Here is a 20373-nt window from a genome sequence, read left to right as displayed (position 1 = left end):
AGCAACACAAACGCGGATTTCCCATCACGTTCCAACCGATGGAAAAAACGAAAGGATGAGAGGCGGAATACGGGGAGAGTGATGATCAGGATGGAGGGGAATTGAGAAGCGGCTATTTGTAAGCTGAGTCATGATCTGGATGCAGCGAAAGAATTCTCAGCCAGGACTGTTCTCGACACGCCACTCCACGGAACTTCCCGCTGATTCTGAACGAATACATCCTTGTGCCATTCGGACCAGAGCGAGAGCAGATGGTCTCCCATTTCAGGCCTGGACTTGTATGGACCTGTTGCCAGGTCATTTCGGATACTCTACGTAGCGTCCGCAACACCGCCAGTTGATCATTCTTGGGTAGGCTGAACAGCTGTTTCTGAAAAACCGGATTGTTCAGGTCCAGTTGGACCTTTTCTCGGTCATAATCCGGTCTCATGACATCCGATCTTCCAACATTTCCAGATCGCTGCCTTGCGGGGGATTGCTTTCCGCCCAGGCCACGGCCTGATCAAGTTCCGCCTTGACATCGGGTTGATGGAGCCATTGCTCGTTTTGCGGAATGAAATGGCCGATCTTCAGAATCCAGACTCCGGACTCAATTTCATCCACCAAAACCTGTTTCCCGGCATACTGTTTCCCCAATGTTATCTGTCCACTTTTCCCCACGGTCTTCACGGCACTCATGCCTACCTCCACTGTAATACCAATCAAATGTTCAACATCCCTTCAAGCGTGAGAGCATGTTTTCATGATATCATGAGACCATGAAAAGTCAAAAAGATGACTTTCGGTCAACATCACGCCTCCAGACAGACCAGATCCATCCGCCCCCAAACCCCGACCCGGTCACCACATTGGGCGAAGACGCCGTCCAGACCGTGTTCGGCAAAGGCTTCGGCCCGCTGCATGACCAGGGGCATGTCTTTGGGGGAGCAAAGCAGGTTGGCCAGGGCCGTGGCCGCTGCGTCGGCCAGGGCGGCGTCGCGGGAGCGGGCGGCTACCAGGTCGGCTTGGCCGAAGCTCAGGGAGTGACCGATGGTCCCGGAGGAGGAACAGAGCGCGCAGGGGAAATCCTCGGGGCCGAGTCGCAACCCCAGGCTGGACTCGCCCTCGGGCAGGGCCAACAGGCCGATAATCCGCTCCCGGTCGGACCGCAGGTAGAGGTCGCCGCCGTTTTCCACCAGCAAGGTCGGACCGGCCTCGGGGCAGTGTTCGACGATCCAGGCGGCCACCCACTGGGCCACGGCCCCGGCCACCGCGGCCATGGGGCCCACGCCGCAGATCCGTCCGGCCCGGGCCATGTCCTGGATGATTTCCGAAACATCTGCCTGAACCTGCACCGGCTCCAGGCTGGCGGCGAATTCCGGTTGCCGGGCGATGTGCGCCTGAAGCAGCCCACGACAAGCGTTCACCGCCTGGAGCACTTCCCGCCGCAGATCCCGCTGGGCCACGACCCACAAATCCGTTTGCTCCACCACGGCCTGAAAGCCTACTTCTCCCTGTCCGGGCCGACACCGGCCCCGATAACCGCGCCAGGAAGACGTGTGCCGTTTCACTCATCCACCCGGAAGTGGCAGCCTTTACTCTCGGTGTTGCGCATGGCCGCGGTGGTGATGATGTACGCGGTCTGGCAGCCGTGAAACAGATCCACCAGCGGTTTGGAAAGCTTCGTTTCCTTATAAAAGGAGTGCAGGCGCTTGTTCAGGTCGCGCAGGTCGTCGAAGGCCCGCTTCAGACGCGGAGTGGTCCGCTTGATGCCGACGTAGTTCCACATGGTGTGCTTGATGGCCGCCCAGTCCTGGGCCACCAGGACCGGGTCCTCGTTCTGACGCTGGCCCAGGACCTTCCACGGCGCGATGGACGCTTTCAGCTTGGTGTTCAGCATGGTGCCGCGCTTCATTCGGGAGGCCACATCCCTTCCGATGGCCCAGCCCCAGACCAGCCCTTCCAGCAGGGAGGTGCTGGCCAGCCGGTTGGCCCCGTGGACCCCGGTGCAGGCGCATTCGCCCCCGGCGTAGAGGCGTTCGATGGTCGTCCGGCCTCGCTGGTCCACCAGAATGCCGCCGCAGAAATAGTGGGCCGCCGGAACCACGGGAATCGGCTCCCTGGTCATGTCCACGCCCAATTCCCGGCAGCGCTGGTGGATGGTGGGAAAGCGGGCCGCAAGGTCTTTATGGATATATTTGGCCGCGTCCAGGTAGACGAAGTCATCTCCGGTCTTGAGCATTTCATCGACAATGGCCCGGGTCACGATGTCCCGGGGAGCCAGATCCGCCCTGGGGTCGTAGTCGCCCATGAAGGCGCGGCCATGCACGTTGATCAACCGCGCTCCCTCGCCGCGTACCGCCTCGGAGATCAGGAACTTGCGCGGGCCGCGATGGAACAGGGACGTGGGATGGAACTGGATGTACTCCTGGTTCATCAGTCGGGCCCCGGCCCGGTGGGCCATGGCAAAGCCCGACCCCAGGGAGCCCGGGGTATTGGTGGTGTTCAGGTAGACCTGTCCGATGCCGCCCGTGGCCAGCACCGTGTAGTCGGCCAGAAAGCGGCGGATCATCCCGGTGGAGTTCTCCAGAATGTACGCCCCCGCGCACTGATTGGTGATCTGATAGCGGATTTCCAGCGCACCGCTGTGGTGGTGGGTGGTCAGGAGATCAACCGCGGTCATCCCGGTCATCACCCGGATATTCGGACTCTTGCGCACGGCCACGATCAGGCTGTCCATGATCACCCGTCCGGTATAGTCCGCGCTGTACAGCACCCGGGCCCGACTGTGCCCGCCTTCCATGGTCAGATGGTAATCGCCGAGTTCTTCCCGGGCAAAGGGCACGGCCAGCTTTTCCAGGAACACCTTGTGCAGGATCTCCGGCCCTTTGCGGCACAAAAAACGCACCGCGGAGGGTGAATTCATTTCCCATCCCGCGGTGAAGATGTCCGAGGCCATCAGTTTGGCGGAATCGTCCAGGCCGCGATAGACGATCCCTCCCTGGGCCAGAGCCGTGTTCCCCTCGTCAAGCTGATCCCCGGCGCAAACCAGGGTGACCTCCAGACCGGCCTCGGCCATGGTCAGAGCCGCGACGCAGCCCGCGATGCCGGAACCGATGACCAGGGCCGTGGTTTCGATGGTGTCGGTCATTTCGCGCCCTCCATCACGGCCAGCATGGTTTCCAGGGCCTTGCGGGCGTCAGGGGCCACCTCCGGGTCCACCCGGACTGGTTCATGCCGGTCCAAATTTTCCAGGGCGTCCAGCAGCTTCGGCTCGGTGATCTTGAGCATCGCGCTGCAATACCCGGCCCCCAGCGGAGAGATATGCTTGTCCGGATGCAGCCTGGCCAAGCGCAAAACAAGGTTGTCCTCGGTGCCGATGTAGATGGTCGCGCCGACCGGGGCCTCGCGCACGGCCCGGATAATGCCCGAAGTGGACGCCGAAACGTCCGCCAGGGCCACCACCGCCGGATCGCATTCCGGATGCACGAAAATCAGGGGCCGGGGATCGTCCTCCAACACTAGGCGCACGTCCTCGGGCTTGAGCCGGAAGTGGATGGCGCAGACCCCGGGCCAGAACAGCAGCCTCCGGGCCAAAATATCCTCGTTCCAACCGCTCTCTTCGCGCACGTTCAGCACGGCTTGGTCCTGCTTGGAAATGCCCAGCAAATCCGCCGTGTTCATGCCCAGGTTCTTGTCCGGCAAGAAGAGAACGCTGTCACCCTGTTCCAAGGCCCATTCGAGCATGATCGCCGCGTTGGCCGAGGTGCAGACGCTGCCGCCGTACCGCCCGCACAGGGCTTTAACTCCCACGGACGAGTTCACATAGGCCAGGGGAACGACCTTGCGGCCCGCCGCGGTGATCCGCTCCAGAACCGCGGCCACCCTGCGATCCGGCGCGGTCCCGGCCATGCAGCAATGGGCCTTGGGGTCGGGAATCAACACGGTCTGTTCCGGCTTGGCCAGCAAGGCCGCGGTTTCGGCCATGAAGGAAACGCCGCAGAACACGATGTACCGGGCGTCCAGCCCGGGTATCCGGCGGGCCAGCTCCAGGGAGTCCCCCTGAAAATCCACGTGTTGGATCACGTCGTCGCTCTGGTAATGGTGGCCGAGAATGGCCAGGGATGATCCGAGTTCGCGACGCAGGGCCGTGATGCGTTGGGTACGCTGGGAGATGTCGGTGGTCATGAAGGTATCCTTGTTGCTTAAACAAAGGCAAAAATTACTATATGTTGCTGCATAAGAATGACATTACCGGGTCAACTTGGCCCCGGTGTCAGAATCGAAATCGGTATCGAAATCGAAATCGAGAAAAACAAGTGCTTCAAAGAGAATGACTGCATCAGCGATTTCGATAGCGATTTCGATTTCGATCTCGATTTCGATCTCGATTTCGACTTGAAGTTCACCCCAGCTATTTGTTTCATGCTGCACGTATTATAAAATCAGGCGTTGGGCGTAAGATCAATGGTCATGCTGAAATCCGCGCAGGCGGCGGAATGGGTCAGGGCTCCGGCGGAAATGAAGGTGGGATGGAGGGCGGCCAGGGCGGCGATGGTGTCCAGGGCAACGCCGCCGCTGATTTCCGTTTCCATGGTTTGGGGGATCATGGCCAGGGCCCGGGCCATCTCTTCCGGACGCATGTTGTCCAGCATGATCCGCCGTACGGGCAAGATCGCGGCTTCGGCGACCTCTTCCAGGGTCCGGCATTCCACCTCAATGGGCGGACACGGGTCGTAGGCCGCCAGCAGGCGTCGCACGGCAGGCGTAATCCCTCCGGCCCGGTCGATATGGTTGTCCTTGAGCATCAGCATCTCGCTCAGGTCCAGGCGATGGTTGCCCCCCCCGGCCACGGCCACGGCGTATTTCTCCGGATAGCGCAGACCGGGGGTGGTCTTGCGGGTGTCCAGCAGCCGTACGCCCGTCCCGGCAATCCGTTCGCAAAAGGCCTGGGTCAGGTTGGCGATGCCGGAGAGCCGGCCGATAAAGTTCAGGATCACCCGCTCGGCCTTGAGCAAGGCCCGCGCTTGACCCTGAAAAAGGGCGACATATGTGCCCGAAGACACCAGGGCTCCTTCGGCCTCCGGAAAACTCACGCGCACCGCACCGGGAAACCGGGCTAAAATCAAGGGAATAATCGGCAGGCCGACGATTAGGGTGTCCTGCTTGGCCCGGATCCGGGCCTTGGCCTGGTCGTTCTCGGTAAACAGCGCCTCGGAGGTCAGGTCCCGTCCGTCCTCTTCCAACGCCAGGTCGATCAGCCGGTCCAGATACCCCATGGCGCGGCCTTGAAAAAAAGAATGAAATAATGAATGGTTTTCCATGTTCGCCGCCGGTTTTGCCGGTCTGAGTTCGGCAAACCGCCTTTTTACGCCACCCCGTCCGCCATTGTAAAGGCGCGTTCCGCTTCTCTTCCCGAACCCCAATCCAAGGAGTTCCCCATGCCGTCAACCCGCCGTTTCGCCGATTCCGAGAGTCTTTCCGATACGGTATCCGATATTGTTTTGGGTCCTGTTTGTGGTCCTACCCACCAGCCCCCCCTCCGCGTCTCCCGCCGGGATTTTTTGAAAGCCCAGGGCACGGCGGCCTTGGTCCTGGCCGCAGGCGGCCACGGACTGCTGCACGCCCGGCCTCTGGCCGCGGCCCAAAGAGCTGACGAAACACCGGACCTGACCGTGGCCAGGGGCGAACCCGGCCCGGCGACCAGGGCCGCTGTGGAGGCTCTGGGCGGGATGGCCGCCTTTGTCCGCCCCGGCCAGCGGGTGGTGATCAAGCCGAACATGAGTTTCGCCCAACCGCCGGAGCGAGCCACCAACACCCATCCGGACGTGGTCCGCGAACTGGCCCTGATGTGCCGGGAAGCCGGAGCCGCCCGGGTGCGCGTTCTGGACCATCCCCTGCAAAACGCGGAAATGTGCCTGGTCCAGTCCGGCATCCAGGAAGCCTGCGCGGCCCTGCCCGACGTTTCCGTGCACACCCTGAACGCGGCCCGTTTTTTCCGCTCAGTCCCGATCCCCCAGGGCGAACAGCTCCGGGAAACCCAGGTCATGGAGGACGTGCTCACCGCCGACGTGCTCATCGCCGCGCCGGTGGCCAAATCCCATTCCGCCACCGGAGTCAGCCTGGCCATGAAGGGCATGCTCGGCCTGATCCTGGACCGGGGCGTCCTGCACCGCCGGTTCGATCTGCACACGGCCATCGTGGACCTGACCACCCTGCTCATGCCCGACCTCACGGTGGTGGACGCCACCCGGGTGCTCTCCACCAACGGCCCCTTCGGACCCGGCAAGGTGCTCCAGGAAAACACGGTGATCGCATCCAGGGACGTGGTGGCTGCGGACGCCATGGCCGTCAGCCTCTTTGAATGGTACGGCCGCCGCTTCGAACCGCGCCAGGTTCAACACATTCTGCTGGCCCATGAACGCGGCTTGGGCACCATGGACCTGTCCGGATTGCGCATCGACGAAGTCGCGGCATGATCCCGTTTCAACGCATCGTCCAAACCCTGAGCCTGGCCGCCTTCCTGATCCTGCTCGGCCTGGCCTTTTTCCCCGTGCCGGACTGGGCCCCGGTGGACGCCTTTCTCCGCCTGGACCCCCTGGTCCTGGCGGGCACGGTTCTGGCGGACCGGGCCTGGATCGCCGCCTTGGCCCCGGCGGTCCTGATCCTGGCCCTGACCGTGGTGCTGGGCCGCTTTTTCTGCGGCTACCTTTGCCCCATGGGCACGACCCTGGACCTCACCGACCGCCTGGCCCGCATCCCGCGCTCCGCCGGGAGGGGCCGCTCTTCCGGAGAGCTCTCGGCTCAGGACGATCCCTCCGCCCCGATCCTGCCGCCCCCGTCCCAGCCTTCCAGCGGATTGCGCCGGGTCAAATATCTGATCCTGTTCTTCATCCTGGCCGCCGCCGTCCTCGGCGTGTCCACGATATTCCTCGCATCGCCTCTGTCCCTGATCACCCGCTTCTACACCCTTCTGGTCCACCCGGCGGCGTCCCTGCTCGGCGACGCCGCGCTCCACGTCCTGCGTCCCCTGGCCCTGCACCTGGACTGGACCTGGGCCGCCTACGCCGAACTCCACCAGCCCAGGTTCACGACCCAATGGTTTCTTCTCCTGTTCTTCCTGGCTGTTTTCAGCCTGGCCCGTTGGAGCCCCCGCTTCTGGTGCCGGTATCTCTGTCCTTCCGGGGCCCTGCTGGCCCTTGTGGGCCGACGGCCGTTGATCCGCAGAACCGTCTCCGAAACCTGCACCGACTGCGGAGCCTGCCAGCGGCGCTGTCCCATGGCCGCCATCCCGGCGAATCCATCCCGGACCATCCATGAAGAATGTATTGCCTGCCAGGAATGCGTCCGGATCTGTCCGGTTCAGGCCGTGACGTTCCAGCCATCCCGCGAATTCGGCGGAAAGACGCCGAGCTTTTCCCCGCAACGGCGCGAGACCTTGCTGGCCGGACTGGCCGGGGCCGGGACCGCGACCCTGACCTACACCGGACTGCTGGAGGTCCGGGACGAAATGCTGCCCGGCGACATTACTCCGGAAACCCTGCTCCGCCCTCCGGGCAGTCTGCCGGAACGCGATTTCCTGGCCCGCTGCATCCGTTGCGGGCTGTGCATGCGGGCCTGTCCCACCAACACCCTCCAGCCGATCTGGTTCCAGGCCGGAGCCGTCGCCCTGTTCAGCCCGCGCCTGACCCCCCGCCGGGGCCCCTGCGAACCGGAATGCACGGCCTGCGGCCGGGTCTGCCCCACCGGGGCCATCCGCGACCTCCCGCTCACTGAAAAAACCTGGGCCAAGGTCGGAACCGCGACGATCCTGCGCCACAAATGTCTGGCCTGGGAATGGAACAAAAAATGCCTTGTTTGCGATGAAGTTTGCCCGTATGATGCCATTGATCTGCGAAGGGTGGCGACCCATTCTCAGCCCGTGCCCTTTGTGGACGGACGAAAATGTTCGGGATGCGGGTTCTGCGAATACCATTGCCCGGTTCGCGCCGCGTCGGCCATTATCGTTGAGCCCATGGAAGCGTTGCGCCTCGGCGCTGGATCCTACAAGGTCCATGGTCAAGACATGGGGTTGATGTTGCACGTCGTTTCGCCGGATCAAGCCGAATACGCCCCTTTTGACCTGGAAACGCCGGACACCGCCTTCGCTCCTCTTCCCGACGCCGTGCCGGACAAGGACGCCCTGCCCCCCGGCTTCACTCCCTGACCGTCGCGGCCTGGATCGACTCAACCCGAAAAACCTCGAAGCGGATTGCGAAGACGATTATTTCGGATCAGCATATGCACAGCCCCACCCCCTTGGATATCGCCTCGCTTTGCCTGGAATACCCCAGGGCTCTGTCCGTCCAGAAACGCATCCATGAAAAGATCGACGACTACGCGGACTACAACTTCTCCTCCCTGCAAAGCACGGCCCTGAACGTTTTTTTCGACCTGGCCCAGGAATTCGATTCCTTTCGGGACCTGATGACCGTCTGCGCCCTGGTCCCAAAAGTTTTTTTCAACCTGGACTGCACCCTGTACATGTTCCAGGATCACCGCGTCGATCATATCGTCATTTGCCCGGAGCGAGGCCAAAAACCGACCCCCGCGTCGGATATTCCCTCTTTCTCCACGCCCACGATCCATGAGGGCCATTATTATCTCCCGATCAAAGGCAACAAGGACCTGCAATCCCTTCCTCCGGCCGACTCCGAGAATCATCTGATCGGCATTCTGGACATCTACCCCGTGGACGCCCTTTCCGGCCACGACCGACTCTTTCTGGAAAAATACGCCAACCGGGTCGGCTTTCAACTCCACAATCGGATGATCAGCCAGAAGAACCAGGAGCACATCCTGTTCATCCGCAGCCTGGTCAAGGACATCGGGCATAATGTCATCGTGCCCAACATGTACTTCAAATTGTTTTATCGTCGTCTGGAAAGCACCATCAACGCCCTCGGCGAGCTGGCCGGAGACATGCGCCAAGCTCCCCCGGACGGCCTGTCCGTCGACGACGCGCGGTGGAAGCAACTCATCGCCAGAATGGACTACGTTCAGGACGCGCTCCAGGATCAGTTCGGGGAAATTCAGCGCCACTACGACAACACCAGTCTGTTTCTGGAAACCCTGTTGCGCCGAAGTCATTTTGAACAGGGGCGATATGTCCTGGAAAAACGGGTCTGCAACTTCAAGAACCAGATCATTGATCCGCAGATCGCCCGATTCATGACCCAGTTCGAGGATCGCGGCATCGAAATCGCCTGGGCCGGGGTTCCGGACAAGGAAATCGAGGTGGTCGTGGACGTCGGCCTGATAACCCAGGTCTACGCCAACCTGTTTTCCAATGCCGTGAAGTACGCCGCCCCGGTTCGCGACGCCCGCGGTCGGTGGGTCAAGTTTCTCTCCTATGGATGGGAGGACATGCCCAATTTTTTCGGCATCGGCCTGGACGGAGTCAAGCTGAACGTTTTCACCACCGGACCGCACATCACCGGAGAGGAACGGGATCACCTCTTTGAGGAAGGGTTCCGAGCCGGGAACACCGCTCAGGAACCGGGGACCGGCCACGGCTTGTTCTTCATCCGCCAGATCGTGGAACTGCACGGCGGCAGGATGAGCTATGAACCGACCCCCATGGGCAACAATTTCTACTTCATCCTGCCCAAAGAAGCGTCGGCTTCTCCGTTGCTTTCCCAATACGACTCTTCGCCGAGCTCGCCCCCAAGCTCTCCGCATAATTCTTCACCGGACGCATCAACCCCCTCTTGAGCTTTTTTTCGGGGTGCGATATTCTTCACCCTATGGCGTAACGAGTAGTCGCTGTCTGGAGAAGGAGGTGACCTTTTTTTCGCGACTTTTCTAAAAGACCCAACCGTATTCCTTCTCGGTTTTTTTCCGTGACACCACGGGCGTCGTGCCCTGCACGCTTTTAAGACTTAAGCAAAAGGAGATGAAATGATGCGTAAACATGTTCTGAAGCCGCTGGTTTCCCTGTTGGCCCTCCTGGGCCTGTTGGCCCTCTGCCTGGGCATGGCGACGACCGCCGTGGCCCAAACCGAACGGATCGTCCCCAGAGCGGAGAATTTTCTCTTTTTCATCGACCACTCCGGATCCATGGCCATGAGCGCCCCTTCCGAGTCCCAAAGCTCCCTGGCCGCCCGCCACGATCCGAACAAGCAGGAAAAAATCGAAGTGGCCAAGGAAGTCCTCAAGGCCGTCAACGCCGACATTCCTGAGATCGCCTTCACCTCCGGGCTGTACACCTACGCTCCCTTCCAAGAATACATCGGGCCCTCCCCGTACAACAAGGGTCGCATGAACCAGGGCATCGACAGCGTAAAGACCCAGTACGACATCTTCGGTCGCCTGACCCCCATGGGTCTGGGCCTGAAGTCCCTTGACTCCGTTGTCGGCGGCCTGTCCGACCGACGCGCCGTGATCCTGGTCACGGACGGCGAGTCCAACATCGGCCCCAAGCCGCTGCCCGTAGTGCAGGACATGTACGCCAAATACGGCGAAAATATCTGCTTCCACGTGATCAGCTTCGCCCAGACCGCGGCTGAAAAAGCCATGGTGGAGCAGATCGCCGCCATCAACCCCTGCTCGGTCACCGCGGACCTCATGGACCTGACGGACGACGGCAAGCGTGCGGACTTCGTGCGCAAGGTCTTCTACGACGTGGAAGTTATCCCCGCCGCGCCGGTGGCCGAACCCGCTCCGGCTCCGGTGGAAGAAGTCATCGTCTTCCGCAACGTCAACTTCGACTTCGACAAGTACAACATCAAGCCCGAATTCGCGCCCCTGCTCAAAGAAGCCGCTGAAATCATCAAGTCCCGTCCCGGCAAGCAGGTCATGGTCGATGGTCATACCTGCAACATCGGTCCGGCCAGCTACAACATGGGCCTTTCCGAGCGTCGCGCCTCCTCGGTCCGGAGCTTCCTGGTCAACGAAGGCATCCCCGCGGACCGCATCACGACGCAGGGCTTCGGCTTGACCCAACCCCGTTTCGACAACAACACCCGCGAAGGACGCTCTCTGAACCGTCGCGTGGAAATTCGCTTCGAATAGCATCTCTCCTGTTCAGTTTCCCCCTCCCCGTCCGGGGAGGGGGACCTTCAACCTTCACGAGACACCTATGCGACATCTTCGCATGATTCTGTTGCTGGCGGTTCTGCTTTCGGCGGGCCCCCTTCCGGCGACCGCCTCGGGATTCGACGCCCTGCCCGTCTCCTCGCAGACGGTTTACATTGAACAACAATTCGCCCTGTTTTCCCAAAACTGGATCGATAAAATCGACCGCAATTTCCACTCCCGGATCGGAAATGTCGAGTTCGTGAACAACGGGGCCGGATACGTCGGGCGCTACATGCAGGTGGATCGGGACTCCGTGGCCTGGTCCGTCAAGCAAGCGAGCACCGGCCCCGGCAACTACATCGGGATACTGGAATACACGGAATGGACCTACGAATGCGCGGCCGACACCCGGACCGCCGCGGCCCTGGGCCCCTTCGTGCCGGTCCATGGCCGCAAGGTCACGGAAATTTTTCAATATTACGCCAATCGGTGGCTGGAATAGCACCCAAAAACAACTTCCATACTTCAAAAAAGCGACTCGGTTATACCGAGTCGCTTTTTTTGTTGGGAAACTGCTGCATCTACTCAGCACATTTTGTGTCCGCTCTTGCTCTGGCAATCGGTATCGGAGTCGGTATCGGGGTCGGAATCGGAACAGGAAGAATTGAGAACGCATCCCAGCGTTTTCGATCCCGATCCCGATTCCGACCCCCGGCAACGGCATTACTCTGTGCTGAGTAGTTACAATCTGCTCAGCACATTCTGATTTCCAGTCAAAAAATGGTCCGACAAATCCCATTATTTTTTCGCCACTGCTCAACGCAACATTGACAACCAATATGAAAGTGCCTATCAATTTCTTTCTCGATATTTCTCGACAAAAAGGATTGCCTTACTCTCACATCAAACCGGAGGTTCACTGACCATGTCGCTTCTGAAAGAAACAAAAACCATATTCCTCACCCTGCCCTTGCTTGTCCTGTCCTTGATTTTTCCCACAATCCCGTCTGCGCATGCCGCGGAGGTCAACATCTATTCCGCCCGGCAGGAGCATTTGATCAAGCCGCTCCTGGATGAGTTCTCAGCCCAGACCGGAATCTCCGCCAACCTGCTCACCGGCCAGGGCCCCGCGCTCCTGGAACGGCTGCGTAGCGAAGGCCGAAACAGCCCCGCGGACGTGCTGATCACCGTGGACGTCGGCAACTTGGTGGCCGCGAAGCAGGCCGGCGTCCTGCAGGCGGCCCGTTCCACCGTGCTGGAGGAGAACATCCCAGCCCAGTACCGCGACGACGAGGGGTATTGGTACGGTCTCTCCTCACGTGCCCGGATCATCTACTACGATCCCGAGCGGATCAATCCCGAAAAGATCGCCACCTACGAAGCCTTGGCCGATCCAGCACTGGGGAACGTGATCTGCGTGCGCAGTTCCTCCAACATCTACAACCAGTCCCTGGTGGCTTCGATGATCGCCCACCACGGCGTGGAGCAAACTGAAACGTGGGTGCGGGGATTCGTGAACAACTTCGCCCGTCGGCCCCAGGACAACGATACCGCGCAGATTCGTTCCGTGGCCTCCGGCGAATGCGCCGTGGGCATTGCCAACACCTACTATTTCGGACGTCTTCTGGCTTCCGACGATCCGGCGGACCAGGACGTCACCGCCAAGGTGAGCGTGATGTGGCCCAACCAGGATGATCGCGGCGCCCATATGAATCTCAGCGGCGGCGCTGTGACGCAAAGCGCCCGGAACATCGACGAAGCCGTAAAACTCCTGGAGTTCCTCTCCAGCGAGCAGGCTCAGGACGTCTACGCCCGGGACAACAACGAGTACCCGGTGAATCCTCGCGTCCAACCCAGCGGCCCGGTGGTCCGGATGGGTGAGTTCAAGGCCGACGATCTGAACCTGTCACTGATCGAAAAATACAATGCCGAAGCCGTGCGGGTCATGGACCGCGCCGGTTGGCGATAAGTTCTCCGCTTCGACACCATTTGCCCGGAACCGTCCTCTGAGGTAACATCTTCTCCCATGGTCGAGGGCGACATGTTGTCGCCCTCGACCATGACCACTGCCGAACCCAATTCCTGCCTTGGCACGGCCCGCGCCGCGCCGAGGCTCATTCCATTAGCCGGAGTCTCTGCTTGCGCATCTGGATGCTCATGGTTCTGGGCCTTGCCGCCCTGGTGGCCGCGCCGATCCTGGTGATCATGGCCCACCTGTTCGTTCCCTCCCTGGAGGTGTGGCGACACCTGGCCGCCACGGTCCTGCCCCGCTACGTGGGCAATTCCCTGAGTCTGATGCTCGGCGTGGGGGCGGGCACCCTGTTACTTGGAGTGAGCACGGCCTGGCTGGTAAGCATGACCAGCTTCCCCTGGCGGCGATTTTTCGAATGGAGCCTGATCATCCCCCTGGCCATTCCGGCCTACGTCATCGCCTTCACCTATACCGGACTGCTGGAGTACGGCGGCCCGGTGCAGACGCTGCTGCGGGAATCCTTCGGCTGGCGGTCCGCGGCGGACTACTGGTTCCCTCAGATTCGTTCCCTGCCCGGGGCCATCGTGATGATGACCCTGGTCTTCTATCCTTACGTCTACATGCTCTCCCGGGCGGCGTTCCTGGAACAGTCGGTCTGCGTCCTGGACGCCAGCCGGACCCTGGGCAGGGGAGCCTGGAGCACCTTTTTCGGCGTGGCCCTGCCCCTGGCCAGACCCGCGGTCGCCGGAGGCCTGGCCCTGGCCTTGATGGAGACATTGAATGATTTCGGGACGGTGGATTTCTTCGCCGTGGACACGTTCGTCACGGGGATCTACCGGACATGGATGGGGTTGGGACAACCGGCCATCGCCGCCCAACTGGGCGCGGTGTTGATGTTCTTCATTCTGGGGCTGATCCTTCTGGAGCGATGGTCCAGAAGGGGACGGGTCAGCCACACCACGGGCTACTATCGGCAACTGCCCCGGTTCCAGCTTTCCGGCATTTCCGCCGGGCTGGCCTTCACGGTCTGCTTTCTGCCGGTGTTTTTCGGATTCATTCTGCCGGCGGGCGCGATGATTATCTGGACATGGCAAACTTGGGATTTCGTCGATCCGCGCTATCTGCGCATGGCCGGAACAAGCCTTTCCCTGGCCGGGATCAGCGCCCTGGCCGCGGTGTGCGCGGCGGTCCTGCTGGCCTACGGACGCAGGCTGGTTCCGGGCAAGGCCACCGGGATCGCCGTTCAGACGGCTTCCCTGGGCTACGCCATCCCCGGGGCGGTCATCGCCCTGGGCATCATGATCCCCTTCGCCTTTCTGGACAACGCCGTGGACAACCTGGCCCGCACGTTCTTCGGCTACTCCACGGGTCTGCTGCTCACCGGCACCTGGACCGCGCTGATCTTCGCCTACGTGGTCCGCTTCCTGGCCGTGTCCACCAATACCGTCGAAGCCAGCCTGCAAAAAGTCACGCCCAACATGGACGGTGCGGCCAGAACCCTGGGTTTGTCCGCCGGTCAGACCCTGCGCCGGGTGCACGGGCCGATCATGCGCGCCAGCCTGCTCACGGCGGGGGTCCTGGTTTTCGTGGACGTGATGAAGGAACTGCCGGCCACCTTGATGATGCGCCCCTTCGGCTTGAACACCCTGGCTATCCGCTCCTATGAGCTGGCCTCGGACGGCCTGCTCAAGGAGTCGTCCAGCTCTTCCCTGGCCATTGTTCTGGCCGGAATCATCCCCGTGATCCTGGCCAGCTTGATGATCGCCAGATCCAGACCGGGGCAGACGTAACCACCGACCCGCGAAACATTTTTTTCCTCCCAACCCACGACAACCGCCAAAGGCCCGTTCCATGTCCCTGATCCTCGACGACATTCGCCATGCATACGGCCCCAAAATCGTCCTGCGAAACATCAACCTTGAGGTCCAACCCGGCGAAGTAGTCTGTCTGCTCGGACCGTCGGGCTGTGGGAAGACCACTCTGCTGCGGCTGATCGCCGGACTGGAGGAACTCCAGCACGGCCGGATTCTGATCGACGACCACGTCATCGCGGACCAGCACCGCCAGATGCTTCCGGAGCGGCGCGGCACCGGCTTTCTGTTCCAGGACTTTGCCCTTTTTCCCCACCTGACGGTCCTGGAAAACACCCTGTTCGGGCTGACTGCCGCCGCGTCCAAGGACGCCCGCCGACAAAAGGCGTTTCAGGCCCTGGAGCAGGTCAACATGCAGGATTTCGCCGCGGTCTACCCGCACGAACTCTCCGGTGGCCAGCAACAGCGCGTGGCCTTGGCCAGGGCCCTGGCTCCCGGCCCGCGGATCATTCTCCTGGACGAACCGTTTTCCAGCCTGGACGCCCGGCTCCGGGTCCAGATCCGCGACCAGACCCTGCACGTGCTCAAATCCAGCGGCGTGGCCACGGTCATGGTCACCCACGACCCCGAGGAAGCCATGTTCATGGGTGACCGGATCGTGCTCATGCACCAGGGCCGGATCGTTCAGACCGGAAGCCCGGTGGAACTCTACTCCAAGCCGGTGAACGCCTTTGTGACGACCTTTTTCAGCGATGTGAACGTGATCAGGGGGATGGTTCGGGGCGGACAGGTCGCCACCCCGCTTGGACGGATAGCCTCCGCCGGGTTTCAGGACGGGGCCGAAGTTGAAATCATGTTTCGACCGGAAGCGGTCCAGATATTCAGGGCAGACGCGACCCCGCCGATATCCACCGTGCCGGGGGAAGTGCTGGCCACCCGGCTCCTGCCCGGTGCGACCCTGGTCCACCTGCGCATTGCGCCGCATGCTTCCAAGTCCCCGGCGGTCCCCCCCGAAGCGCCCGACAATGCTCTTGGCAATGCTCTTGGCAACGCTTTTGGCAACGCTTTTGGCAACGCCAGAGAGGACATCCATCTGCACGCCCGAGTTCCCTGCCTGTTCCCCATGCCCGAGGGAGCGCACGTCCACGTCCATGTTCTCATGGACCAAGTCTACGTCTTTCCGGCGGAATCTTCCTGAGTTCGTGCTGATATCTCAAGCGCCCTTGCGCGCGACAAGCAGCAGGGAAAAATAGGACAGCTTTTCCGGGACCTGATCCAGGTTCGCGTACACGGCCTCTCCTTCCAGCCCGCACCGCTCGATCAGTCTGGCCCGGTCCGTCAGTCCGCGGTCTTCCAGGGCCGCCCTGAGCGCGGGGAAGCGCTTGGCCGGTTTCAGGATCACGGCGGCATCCGCCACGTCCAGCAGCTTTGCCAGCCGATCAATGTCGCTGTTGCCCGTGGCCACCACCAAACTCTCGTCGCCTTCCACCAGCGTCTGCTCCAGCCGGGCCGCTGCCGCCTGGAAGGAGGTCACGCCCGGAATAATCCGCACTTCCGCCTGGTCGTCACGAGCCCGCAGTTCCCGCAGCAAATGCCCGAAGGTACTGTAGATCAGCGGGTCGCCCAAGGTGATGAAGGCCGCATGACGTCCGCCGTGCAGACATTCCAGGACGGCTTCGGCGTTCCTGCCCCGGGCCGTGTTGCGCACCGCGTCGTCCCTGGTCATGGGAAAGTCCAGCCGCCGGATTTCCACATCCGCCCGCAAGTGCGGCCGGATGATGTCCAGGGCCACGGAAAAATCATTCTTGGTTGAAGCCGGGGCAAAGACCACGTCCACCTCGGACAAGGCCTTGACCGCCGCCAGGGTGATCAACCCCGGATCTCCGGGGCCGACGCCGATTCCGTACAATATGCCGTTTTGCATCAAGATGTTCCAATTTTCTTCGTATCTACTCAGCACATCTTACCCGCTCTTACTCCGGCAATCGGGGTCGGGGTCGCTATCGGTATCGGCATCGGAACGGAGAATAATTGAACGAGCCCCACCCTTTTCGATCCCGATTCCGATACCGACACCGACACCGGCAACGGCACTACTCGGTGCTGAATAGTTACTTTTCTTCAAAACAAAGAGCCGATCCGGTCGCTTTCCGGCGTCCGCTACCAATACAGCCAAACCAACAATACCCCCAGCATAAGCCGATACGCCACGAACGGCTGCATCCCCACCGTGCGGATGAATTTGAGAAAGTAGTGGATGCAGAGATAGGCGCTGATCCCGGCCAGCACCGTGGCCACGGAGATCATCCCCCACTGCGTGGGTTCCGGCCGGCCGAAAAGCTGTCCGGCCTCCAGGGCCCCAGCCAGAAAAATCACCGGAATGGACAGCAGAAAGGAAAACCGGGCCGCGGCTTCCCGGTTCAGGCCCAGAAACAGCCCGGCGGTCATGGTCGCTCCGGATCGGGATGTGCCGGGAATCAGAGCCACGGCCTGGGCGCAGCCGATGATCAGGATGTCCAGCCAGGTCAGACCGTGTTCATCGCGCCCCCCCTTGTTCCGCCAATCCGCCCAGCCCAGAAGCAGCCCGAAGAACATCAGCCCAAAGGCCAGAATCAACGGATCGCGCAGATGCGTGGCCACCACGTCCCGAAACGCCAATCCGGCCAGCCCCACGGGAATGGTGCCCAGGATCACGGCCCAGGCCAATCGTGCCCCGGGTCCGCTCCCCTTGCCGGTCAAGGAACAAAAAAAATCCCGGGCCATTTCCAACAGATCCCGGCGAAAGTACCAGACCACGGCCGCCAGGGTTCCCATATGCACGGCCACGTCAAAGGTCAGCCCCTGGTCTTCCCAGCCCGTGAACACGGACACCAGGATCAGGTGGGCGGAACTGGAAATGGGCAAAAACTCCGTCAGGCCCTGGACCAGGGCCAGGACCGCGGCTTGAAGAAAATCCATGAAGACTCCGGGATTTGCTGAGGGACTACGAGCCCAGGGCGTTGAGCAGCCCTTCCAAGCGTGAACACTCCCGGGCCATGTCCTCGGCGGTCAGCTCCGCCGGAATCCGGTAAGGCCGCCCGTAGACCACCCGGCACCGAGCGCCGGGCCAGGGGAGCTGAAATTTATCCCAGGCTTTCTGGAAGACAAAGGACCGGGACATGAACACCCGCAAGGGGACCAGCGGCGCGCCCGTCTTGGCGGCCAGATACACGGCCCCTTCCTTGACCTTGTGCCGGGGGCCGCGCGGACCGTCCACGGTGACCACCACGTCCGCGTTGCGCGCGCGCATCTCCTTGCGAGCCGCGATCAACGCGGCCACCCCGCCCCGACGGCTGGAGCCCCGGGCGAGCTGAAAGCCGAACCTGGCCATAACCTGGGACAGAAACTCCCCGTCCCGGCTCTGACTGACCACGGCCACCACTCCCTGGTCGCGGTGCAGATGGATCAAGGGAAACAACTCGTCATGCCAGAACGGCACGACAATGGGCTCCTCCCGCCGCACCCCCTCCACATCCTCCAATCCTTCCTGGGAAAACCGCAACGTCCGGCTCAGCACTTCGGTGAACAGAACAGCCGGAGTGACGAACCAAAGGGGATTGACGCGAATGCCCATGGCGAGGCTTCTAAACCGGATGCCGGTTGGAGACAAGGGAAGAAAGGTTTAGCCGTTCACGGTTCAATGGTTCACGGTTCAGCGGTTCTGATTCCCCAATTTCAAGACAAGTTGTACCAGCTTCCCGACACCTACCTCACACCACATGACTCCTGACTCCTGAATTCTGGCTCCTGAATTCTGGCTCCTGAATTCTGACTCCCCACCCGTCTAATATCGAAAAACCAAATCACAACCACCAAATCCAATAGGAATCTTCAATTTGATTTTTCCCCCCGGCTGTGCTTGATCATATCCTCCAACTCAAACCCTACAGCCCCAAAGGAATCCGTCCATGAGCAATACCCATCTCGACTGCAAGGGCCTCCCCTGCCCACAACCGGTTCTCCAGTGCAAGCAATATATCGACGCCCAACAGCCCAAAACCGTGAGCGTCGAAGTGGACAACGAGGCTGCCTTGCAGAACGTGACCCGGTTTCTGGAAAATCAAGGCTACCGGGTCGGCAATGAACAAACCGCCCAAAGCGAATGGCGGATCACGGGGGAACGGGAAGCCGGCGCCCAGGCGGACAAAGCCCCGGTCGGCCAAACCGCACAGGCCGACCAAACCACCGCGCCGGCCCAGGGCGCCAAAACCCTGATCTTCCTGACGGCTCCCGGGATTGGCGAAGGCGATCCGGGCCTGGGCGAAAAACTGATGCTCAATTTCCTGGCCACCCTGCCGGAAATGGGGCCTCAGTTGTGGCGGATGATCCTGGTCAACGGTGCCGTGCGGCTGGCCGTGGAAGGCAGCCCCTGCCTGGAAGCGCTGCAAAAACTGGAAGCGGCCGGAGTAACCATCCTGGTCTGCGGCACCTGCCTGACCCACTTCGAGTTGCTGGACAAAAAAGCCGTGGGCCAGACCACCAACATGCTGGACGTGGTCACCAGCCTCCAACTGGCCGAAAAGGTCATCCGGCCCTGACGAAACGCCGAATACCCTGAAATCGCATCCGCCCCAATAAGACGGACACGGCTCGAAAAGCCCCTGTGCACCAGGATTCCCGCGTACGCGGGAATCCTGGCAACAGCGACGCCGACCGCAACCTCTCATCATCCCAAACCACAACCCGGACGCCTTACCTCCCGCACCGGCATCCCTCCATCCACCTTCCCATTCCGCCTGGACACAACTGACATTTTCGTTTTAGAATGTAACCCATTACAGATCAAAGACGGCCACCGCGAAAGGATTCGCCCTGAACACGGACAAGCTTGACCGTGCTACAGCGACCCTGATGGATATCAGCCACCAAAGCCTGCTCCCGACAAGCAAAAGACGACCTTGGCGTATGCGTATTCCACCACTCCCCGAAATTGGTCTTTTGCCCCGCTTTCAGTGAACTCACGGCTGTTGTATAAAGCTGACTTCAAACAAGGCATAAAGGCGACCTCGGGGTTGATTAACCAGGCGGATTACGGTAATTAGCTGAGATTTTAACAGAATTTATTAAAGCTAAGTTGAGCAAGCTTCCTGAATTGTGTCAATAAGTCAAAAAATTGAGCAATTGTTTTTTGAACTCCGGATAACAGCACTGTTCGAACCTGAATCCGTGACTTTGCTTGGTTAGGACTTCTCATCGAAAGTTTTGGAACGATTTTCCATCGAACCATCTCCGCTGCCAAGATACTGGAAGCTTAAAATGAGCTATCTCAGCATGAAATCATTCAGATCACCGTCTATTACCAGAATTTTGGCGCAATACACCTGTATCATTTTTTTATTCCAGATTTTGCAGGCGCTACGCTGCCTTGAGGCGTTGAAACAACCTGCCAAACCAATCGTGCCATTCCTTGGAACATCCCAGTTGCATCACCAAGGTCCGGGCATGGCTGATCAAACGGCAAGACATGAAGACCACGCTGTTCATCACCGTCTTGATCCTGCGCCTTGTAGCCTT

18 protein-coding genes and 1 pseudogene are annotated in these 20373 nt (G+C 60.8%); 9 read left to right on the top strand and 10 right to left on the bottom strand.

All coding sequences use genetic code 11. The features are described from left to right. Window positions 1-426: 426 nt before the first annotated feature. The 6 genes from AC559A_RS16635 to nadC all read right to left on the bottom strand — a co-directional run bounded on the left by AC559A_RS16635 (window position 427) and on the right by nadC (window position 5303). Window positions 427-678: a hypothetical protein gene (locus tag AC559A_RS16635; RefSeq protein WP_498818834.1), complete on the bottom strand. Its 252-nt coding sequence runs from the start codon at window positions 676-678 to the stop codon at window positions 427-429. 113 nt (window positions 679-791) lie between these two features. Then, the gene (locus AC559A_RS16630) at window positions 792-1550 is read right to left on the bottom strand and encodes a UPF0280 family protein (RefSeq protein WP_498818833.1); all 759 of its coding nucleotides are present in this window, start codon (window positions 1548-1550) and stop codon (window positions 792-794) included. Continuing rightward, window positions 1547-3130 (bottom strand): L-aspartate oxidase, encoded by a 1584-nt coding sequence (nadB, locus tag AC559A_RS16625; protein ID WP_498818832.1) that lies wholly within the window; start codon window positions 3128-3130, stop codon window positions 1547-1549. The genes AC559A_RS16630 and nadB overlap by 4 nt, the downstream gene beginning before the upstream one ends. Continuing rightward, window positions 3127-4167 (bottom strand): quinolinate synthase, encoded by a 1041-nt coding sequence (locus AC559A_RS16620; protein ID WP_028571077.1) that lies wholly within the window; start codon window positions 4165-4167, stop codon window positions 3127-3129. The genes nadB and AC559A_RS16620 overlap by 4 nt, the downstream gene beginning before the upstream one ends. 63 nt (window positions 4168-4230) lie before the next feature. Beyond that, window positions 4231-4413 (bottom strand): hypothetical protein, encoded by a 183-nt coding sequence (locus AC559A_RS16615; protein WP_498818831.1) that lies wholly within the window; start codon window positions 4411-4413, stop codon window positions 4231-4233. Between the two features lie 11 nt (window positions 4414-4424). After that, window positions 4425-5303: a carboxylating nicotinate-nucleotide diphosphorylase gene (nadC, locus tag AC559A_RS16610; RefSeq protein WP_498818830.1), complete on the bottom strand. Its 879-nt coding sequence runs from the start codon at window positions 5301-5303 to the stop codon at window positions 4425-4427. 117 nt (window positions 5304-5420) lie between these two features. On the opposite strand from nadC, the gene AC559A_RS16605 reads away from it, so the two are divergent. From AC559A_RS16605 to AC559A_RS16570, 8 genes are all read left to right on the top strand, one after another. Further along, on the top strand, window positions 5421-6458 hold the full coding sequence (locus AC559A_RS16605) for a DUF362 domain-containing protein (RefSeq protein WP_498818828.1): 1038 nt from the start codon (window positions 5421-5423) through the stop codon (window positions 6456-6458). Next, a complete protein-coding gene (locus AC559A_RS16600) occupies window positions 6455-8185 on the top strand; it encodes a 4Fe-4S binding protein (RefSeq protein ID WP_498818827.1) in 1731 nt (576 codons plus the stop codon). The genes AC559A_RS16605 and AC559A_RS16600 overlap by 4 nt, the downstream gene beginning before the upstream one ends. Before the next feature lie 74 nt (window positions 8186-8259). After that, the gene (locus AC559A_RS16595) at window positions 8260-9732 is read left to right on the top strand and encodes a sensor histidine kinase (RefSeq protein ID WP_498818825.1); all 1473 of its coding nucleotides are present in this window, start codon (window positions 8260-8262) and stop codon (window positions 9730-9732) included. A gap of 186 nt (window positions 9733-9918) precedes the next feature. Further along, window positions 9919-11031 (top strand): OmpA family protein, encoded by a 1113-nt coding sequence (locus tag AC559A_RS16590; RefSeq protein ID WP_051434267.1) that lies wholly within the window; start codon window positions 9919-9921, stop codon window positions 11029-11031. 67 nt (window positions 11032-11098) lie between these two features. After that, window positions 11099-11539 carry a hypothetical protein gene (locus tag AC559A_RS16585; RefSeq protein WP_498818824.1) on the top strand — a complete coding sequence of 147 codons (441 nt, stop codon included), beginning with the start codon at window positions 11099-11101 and terminating at the stop codon, window positions 11537-11539. A 423-nt stretch (window positions 11540-11962) separates the two neighbouring features. Next, window positions 11963-13006: a Fe(3+) ABC transporter substrate-binding protein gene (locus tag AC559A_RS16580; RefSeq protein ID WP_498818823.1), complete on the top strand. Its 1044-nt coding sequence runs from the start codon at window positions 11963-11965 to the stop codon at window positions 13004-13006. Between the two features lie 170 nt (window positions 13007-13176). Then, a complete protein-coding gene (locus AC559A_RS16575; RefSeq protein ID WP_498818822.1) occupies window positions 13177-14799 on the top strand; it encodes an ABC transporter permease in 1623 nt (540 codons plus the stop codon). A 61-nt stretch (window positions 14800-14860) separates the two neighbouring features. Beyond that, a complete protein-coding gene (locus AC559A_RS16570; protein ID WP_498818821.1) occupies window positions 14861-16018 on the top strand; it encodes an ABC transporter ATP-binding protein in 1158 nt (385 codons plus the stop codon). 15 nt (window positions 16019-16033) lie between these two features. Here the strand turns inward: AC559A_RS16570 and cobI are convergent, their stop codons facing one another. The 3 genes from cobI to AC559A_RS16555 form a co-directional block, all read right to left on the bottom strand. Further along, window positions 16034-16744: a precorrin-2 C(20)-methyltransferase gene (cobI, locus tag AC559A_RS16565; protein WP_498818820.1), complete on the bottom strand. Its 711-nt coding sequence runs from the start codon at window positions 16742-16744 to the stop codon at window positions 16034-16036. A 236-nt stretch (window positions 16745-16980) separates the two neighbouring features. Further along, on the bottom strand, window positions 16981-17778 hold the full coding sequence (locus AC559A_RS16560) for an undecaprenyl-diphosphate phosphatase (RefSeq protein WP_498818819.1): 798 nt from the start codon (window positions 17776-17778) through the stop codon (window positions 16981-16983). Between the two features lie 25 nt (window positions 17779-17803). Next, window positions 17804-18433, bottom strand: coding sequence for a lysophospholipid acyltransferase family protein (locus tag AC559A_RS16555; protein ID WP_498818818.1), 630 nt, complete (start codon window positions 18431-18433; stop codon window positions 17804-17806). A gap of 334 nt (window positions 18434-18767) precedes the next feature. Here AC559A_RS16555 and yedF point away from each other — a divergent pair, with 334 nt between their 5' ends. Further along, window positions 18768-19397, top strand: coding sequence for a sulfurtransferase-like selenium metabolism protein YedF (yedF, locus tag AC559A_RS16550; protein ID WP_498818817.1), 630 nt, complete (start codon window positions 18768-18770; stop codon window positions 19395-19397). 817 nt (window positions 19398-20214) lie between these two features. Here the strand turns inward: yedF and AC559A_RS16545 are convergent. Continuing rightward, a pseudogene (locus AC559A_RS16545) lies at window positions 20215-20373 on the bottom strand (IS1380-like element ISDth1 family transposase); the annotation flags it as partial.

It is taken from the genome of Desulfonatronum zhilinae, from assembly GCF_900182865.1.
GTDB lineage: Bacteria > Desulfobacterota > Desulfovibrionia > Desulfovibrionales > Desulfonatronaceae > Desulfonatronum > Desulfonatronum lacustre.
This window is presented reverse-complemented; position numbering and strand designations above follow the sequence as displayed.

Excerpts from the sequence above, each read along its gene's own strand:
- AC559A_RS16635 (WP_498818834.1), bottom strand. The coding sequence starts at position 678 with ATGAGTGCCGTGAAGACCGTGGGGAAAAGTGGACAGATAACATTGGGG.
- nadB (WP_498818832.1), bottom strand. The coding sequence starts at position 3,130 with ATGACCGACACCATCGAAACCACGGCCCTGGTCATCGGTTCCGGCATC.
- AC559A_RS16620 (WP_028571077.1), bottom strand. The coding sequence starts at position 4,167 with ATGACCACCGACATCTCCCAGCGTACCCAACGCATCACGGCCCTGCGT.
- nadC (WP_498818830.1), bottom strand. The coding sequence starts at position 5,303 with ATGGAAAACCATTCATTATTTCATTCTTTTTTTCAAGGCCGCGCCATG.
- AC559A_RS16605 (WP_498818828.1), top strand. The coding sequence starts at position 5,421 with ATGCCGTCAACCCGCCGTTTCGCCGATTCCGAGAGTCTTTCCGATACG.
- AC559A_RS16600 (WP_498818827.1), top strand. The coding sequence starts at position 6,455 with ATGATCCCGTTTCAACGCATCGTCCAAACCCTGAGCCTGGCCGCCTTC.
- AC559A_RS16595 (WP_498818825.1), top strand. The coding sequence starts at position 8,260 with ATGCACAGCCCCACCCCCTTGGATATCGCCTCGCTTTGCCTGGAATAC.
- AC559A_RS16590 (WP_051434267.1), top strand. The coding sequence starts at position 9,919 with ATGATGCGTAAACATGTTCTGAAGCCGCTGGTTTCCCTGTTGGCCCTC.
- AC559A_RS16585 (WP_498818824.1), top strand. The coding sequence starts at position 11,099 with ATGCGACATCTTCGCATGATTCTGTTGCTGGCGGTTCTGCTTTCGGCG.
- AC559A_RS16580 (WP_498818823.1), top strand. The coding sequence starts at position 11,963 with ATGTCGCTTCTGAAAGAAACAAAAACCATATTCCTCACCCTGCCCTTG.
- AC559A_RS16570 (WP_498818821.1), top strand. The coding sequence starts at position 14,861 with ATGTCCCTGATCCTCGACGACATTCGCCATGCATACGGCCCCAAAATC.
- cobI (WP_498818820.1), bottom strand. The coding sequence starts at position 16,744 with ATGCAAAACGGCATATTGTACGGAATCGGCGTCGGCCCCGGAGATCCG.
- AC559A_RS16560 (WP_498818819.1), bottom strand. The coding sequence starts at position 17,778 with ATGGATTTTCTTCAAGCCGCGGTCCTGGCCCTGGTCCAGGGCCTGACG.
- AC559A_RS16555 (WP_498818818.1), bottom strand. The coding sequence starts at position 18,433 with ATGGGCATTCGCGTCAATCCCCTTTGGTTCGTCACTCCGGCTGTTCTG.
- yedF (WP_498818817.1), top strand. The coding sequence starts at position 18,768 with ATGAGCAATACCCATCTCGACTGCAAGGGCCTCCCCTGCCCACAACCG.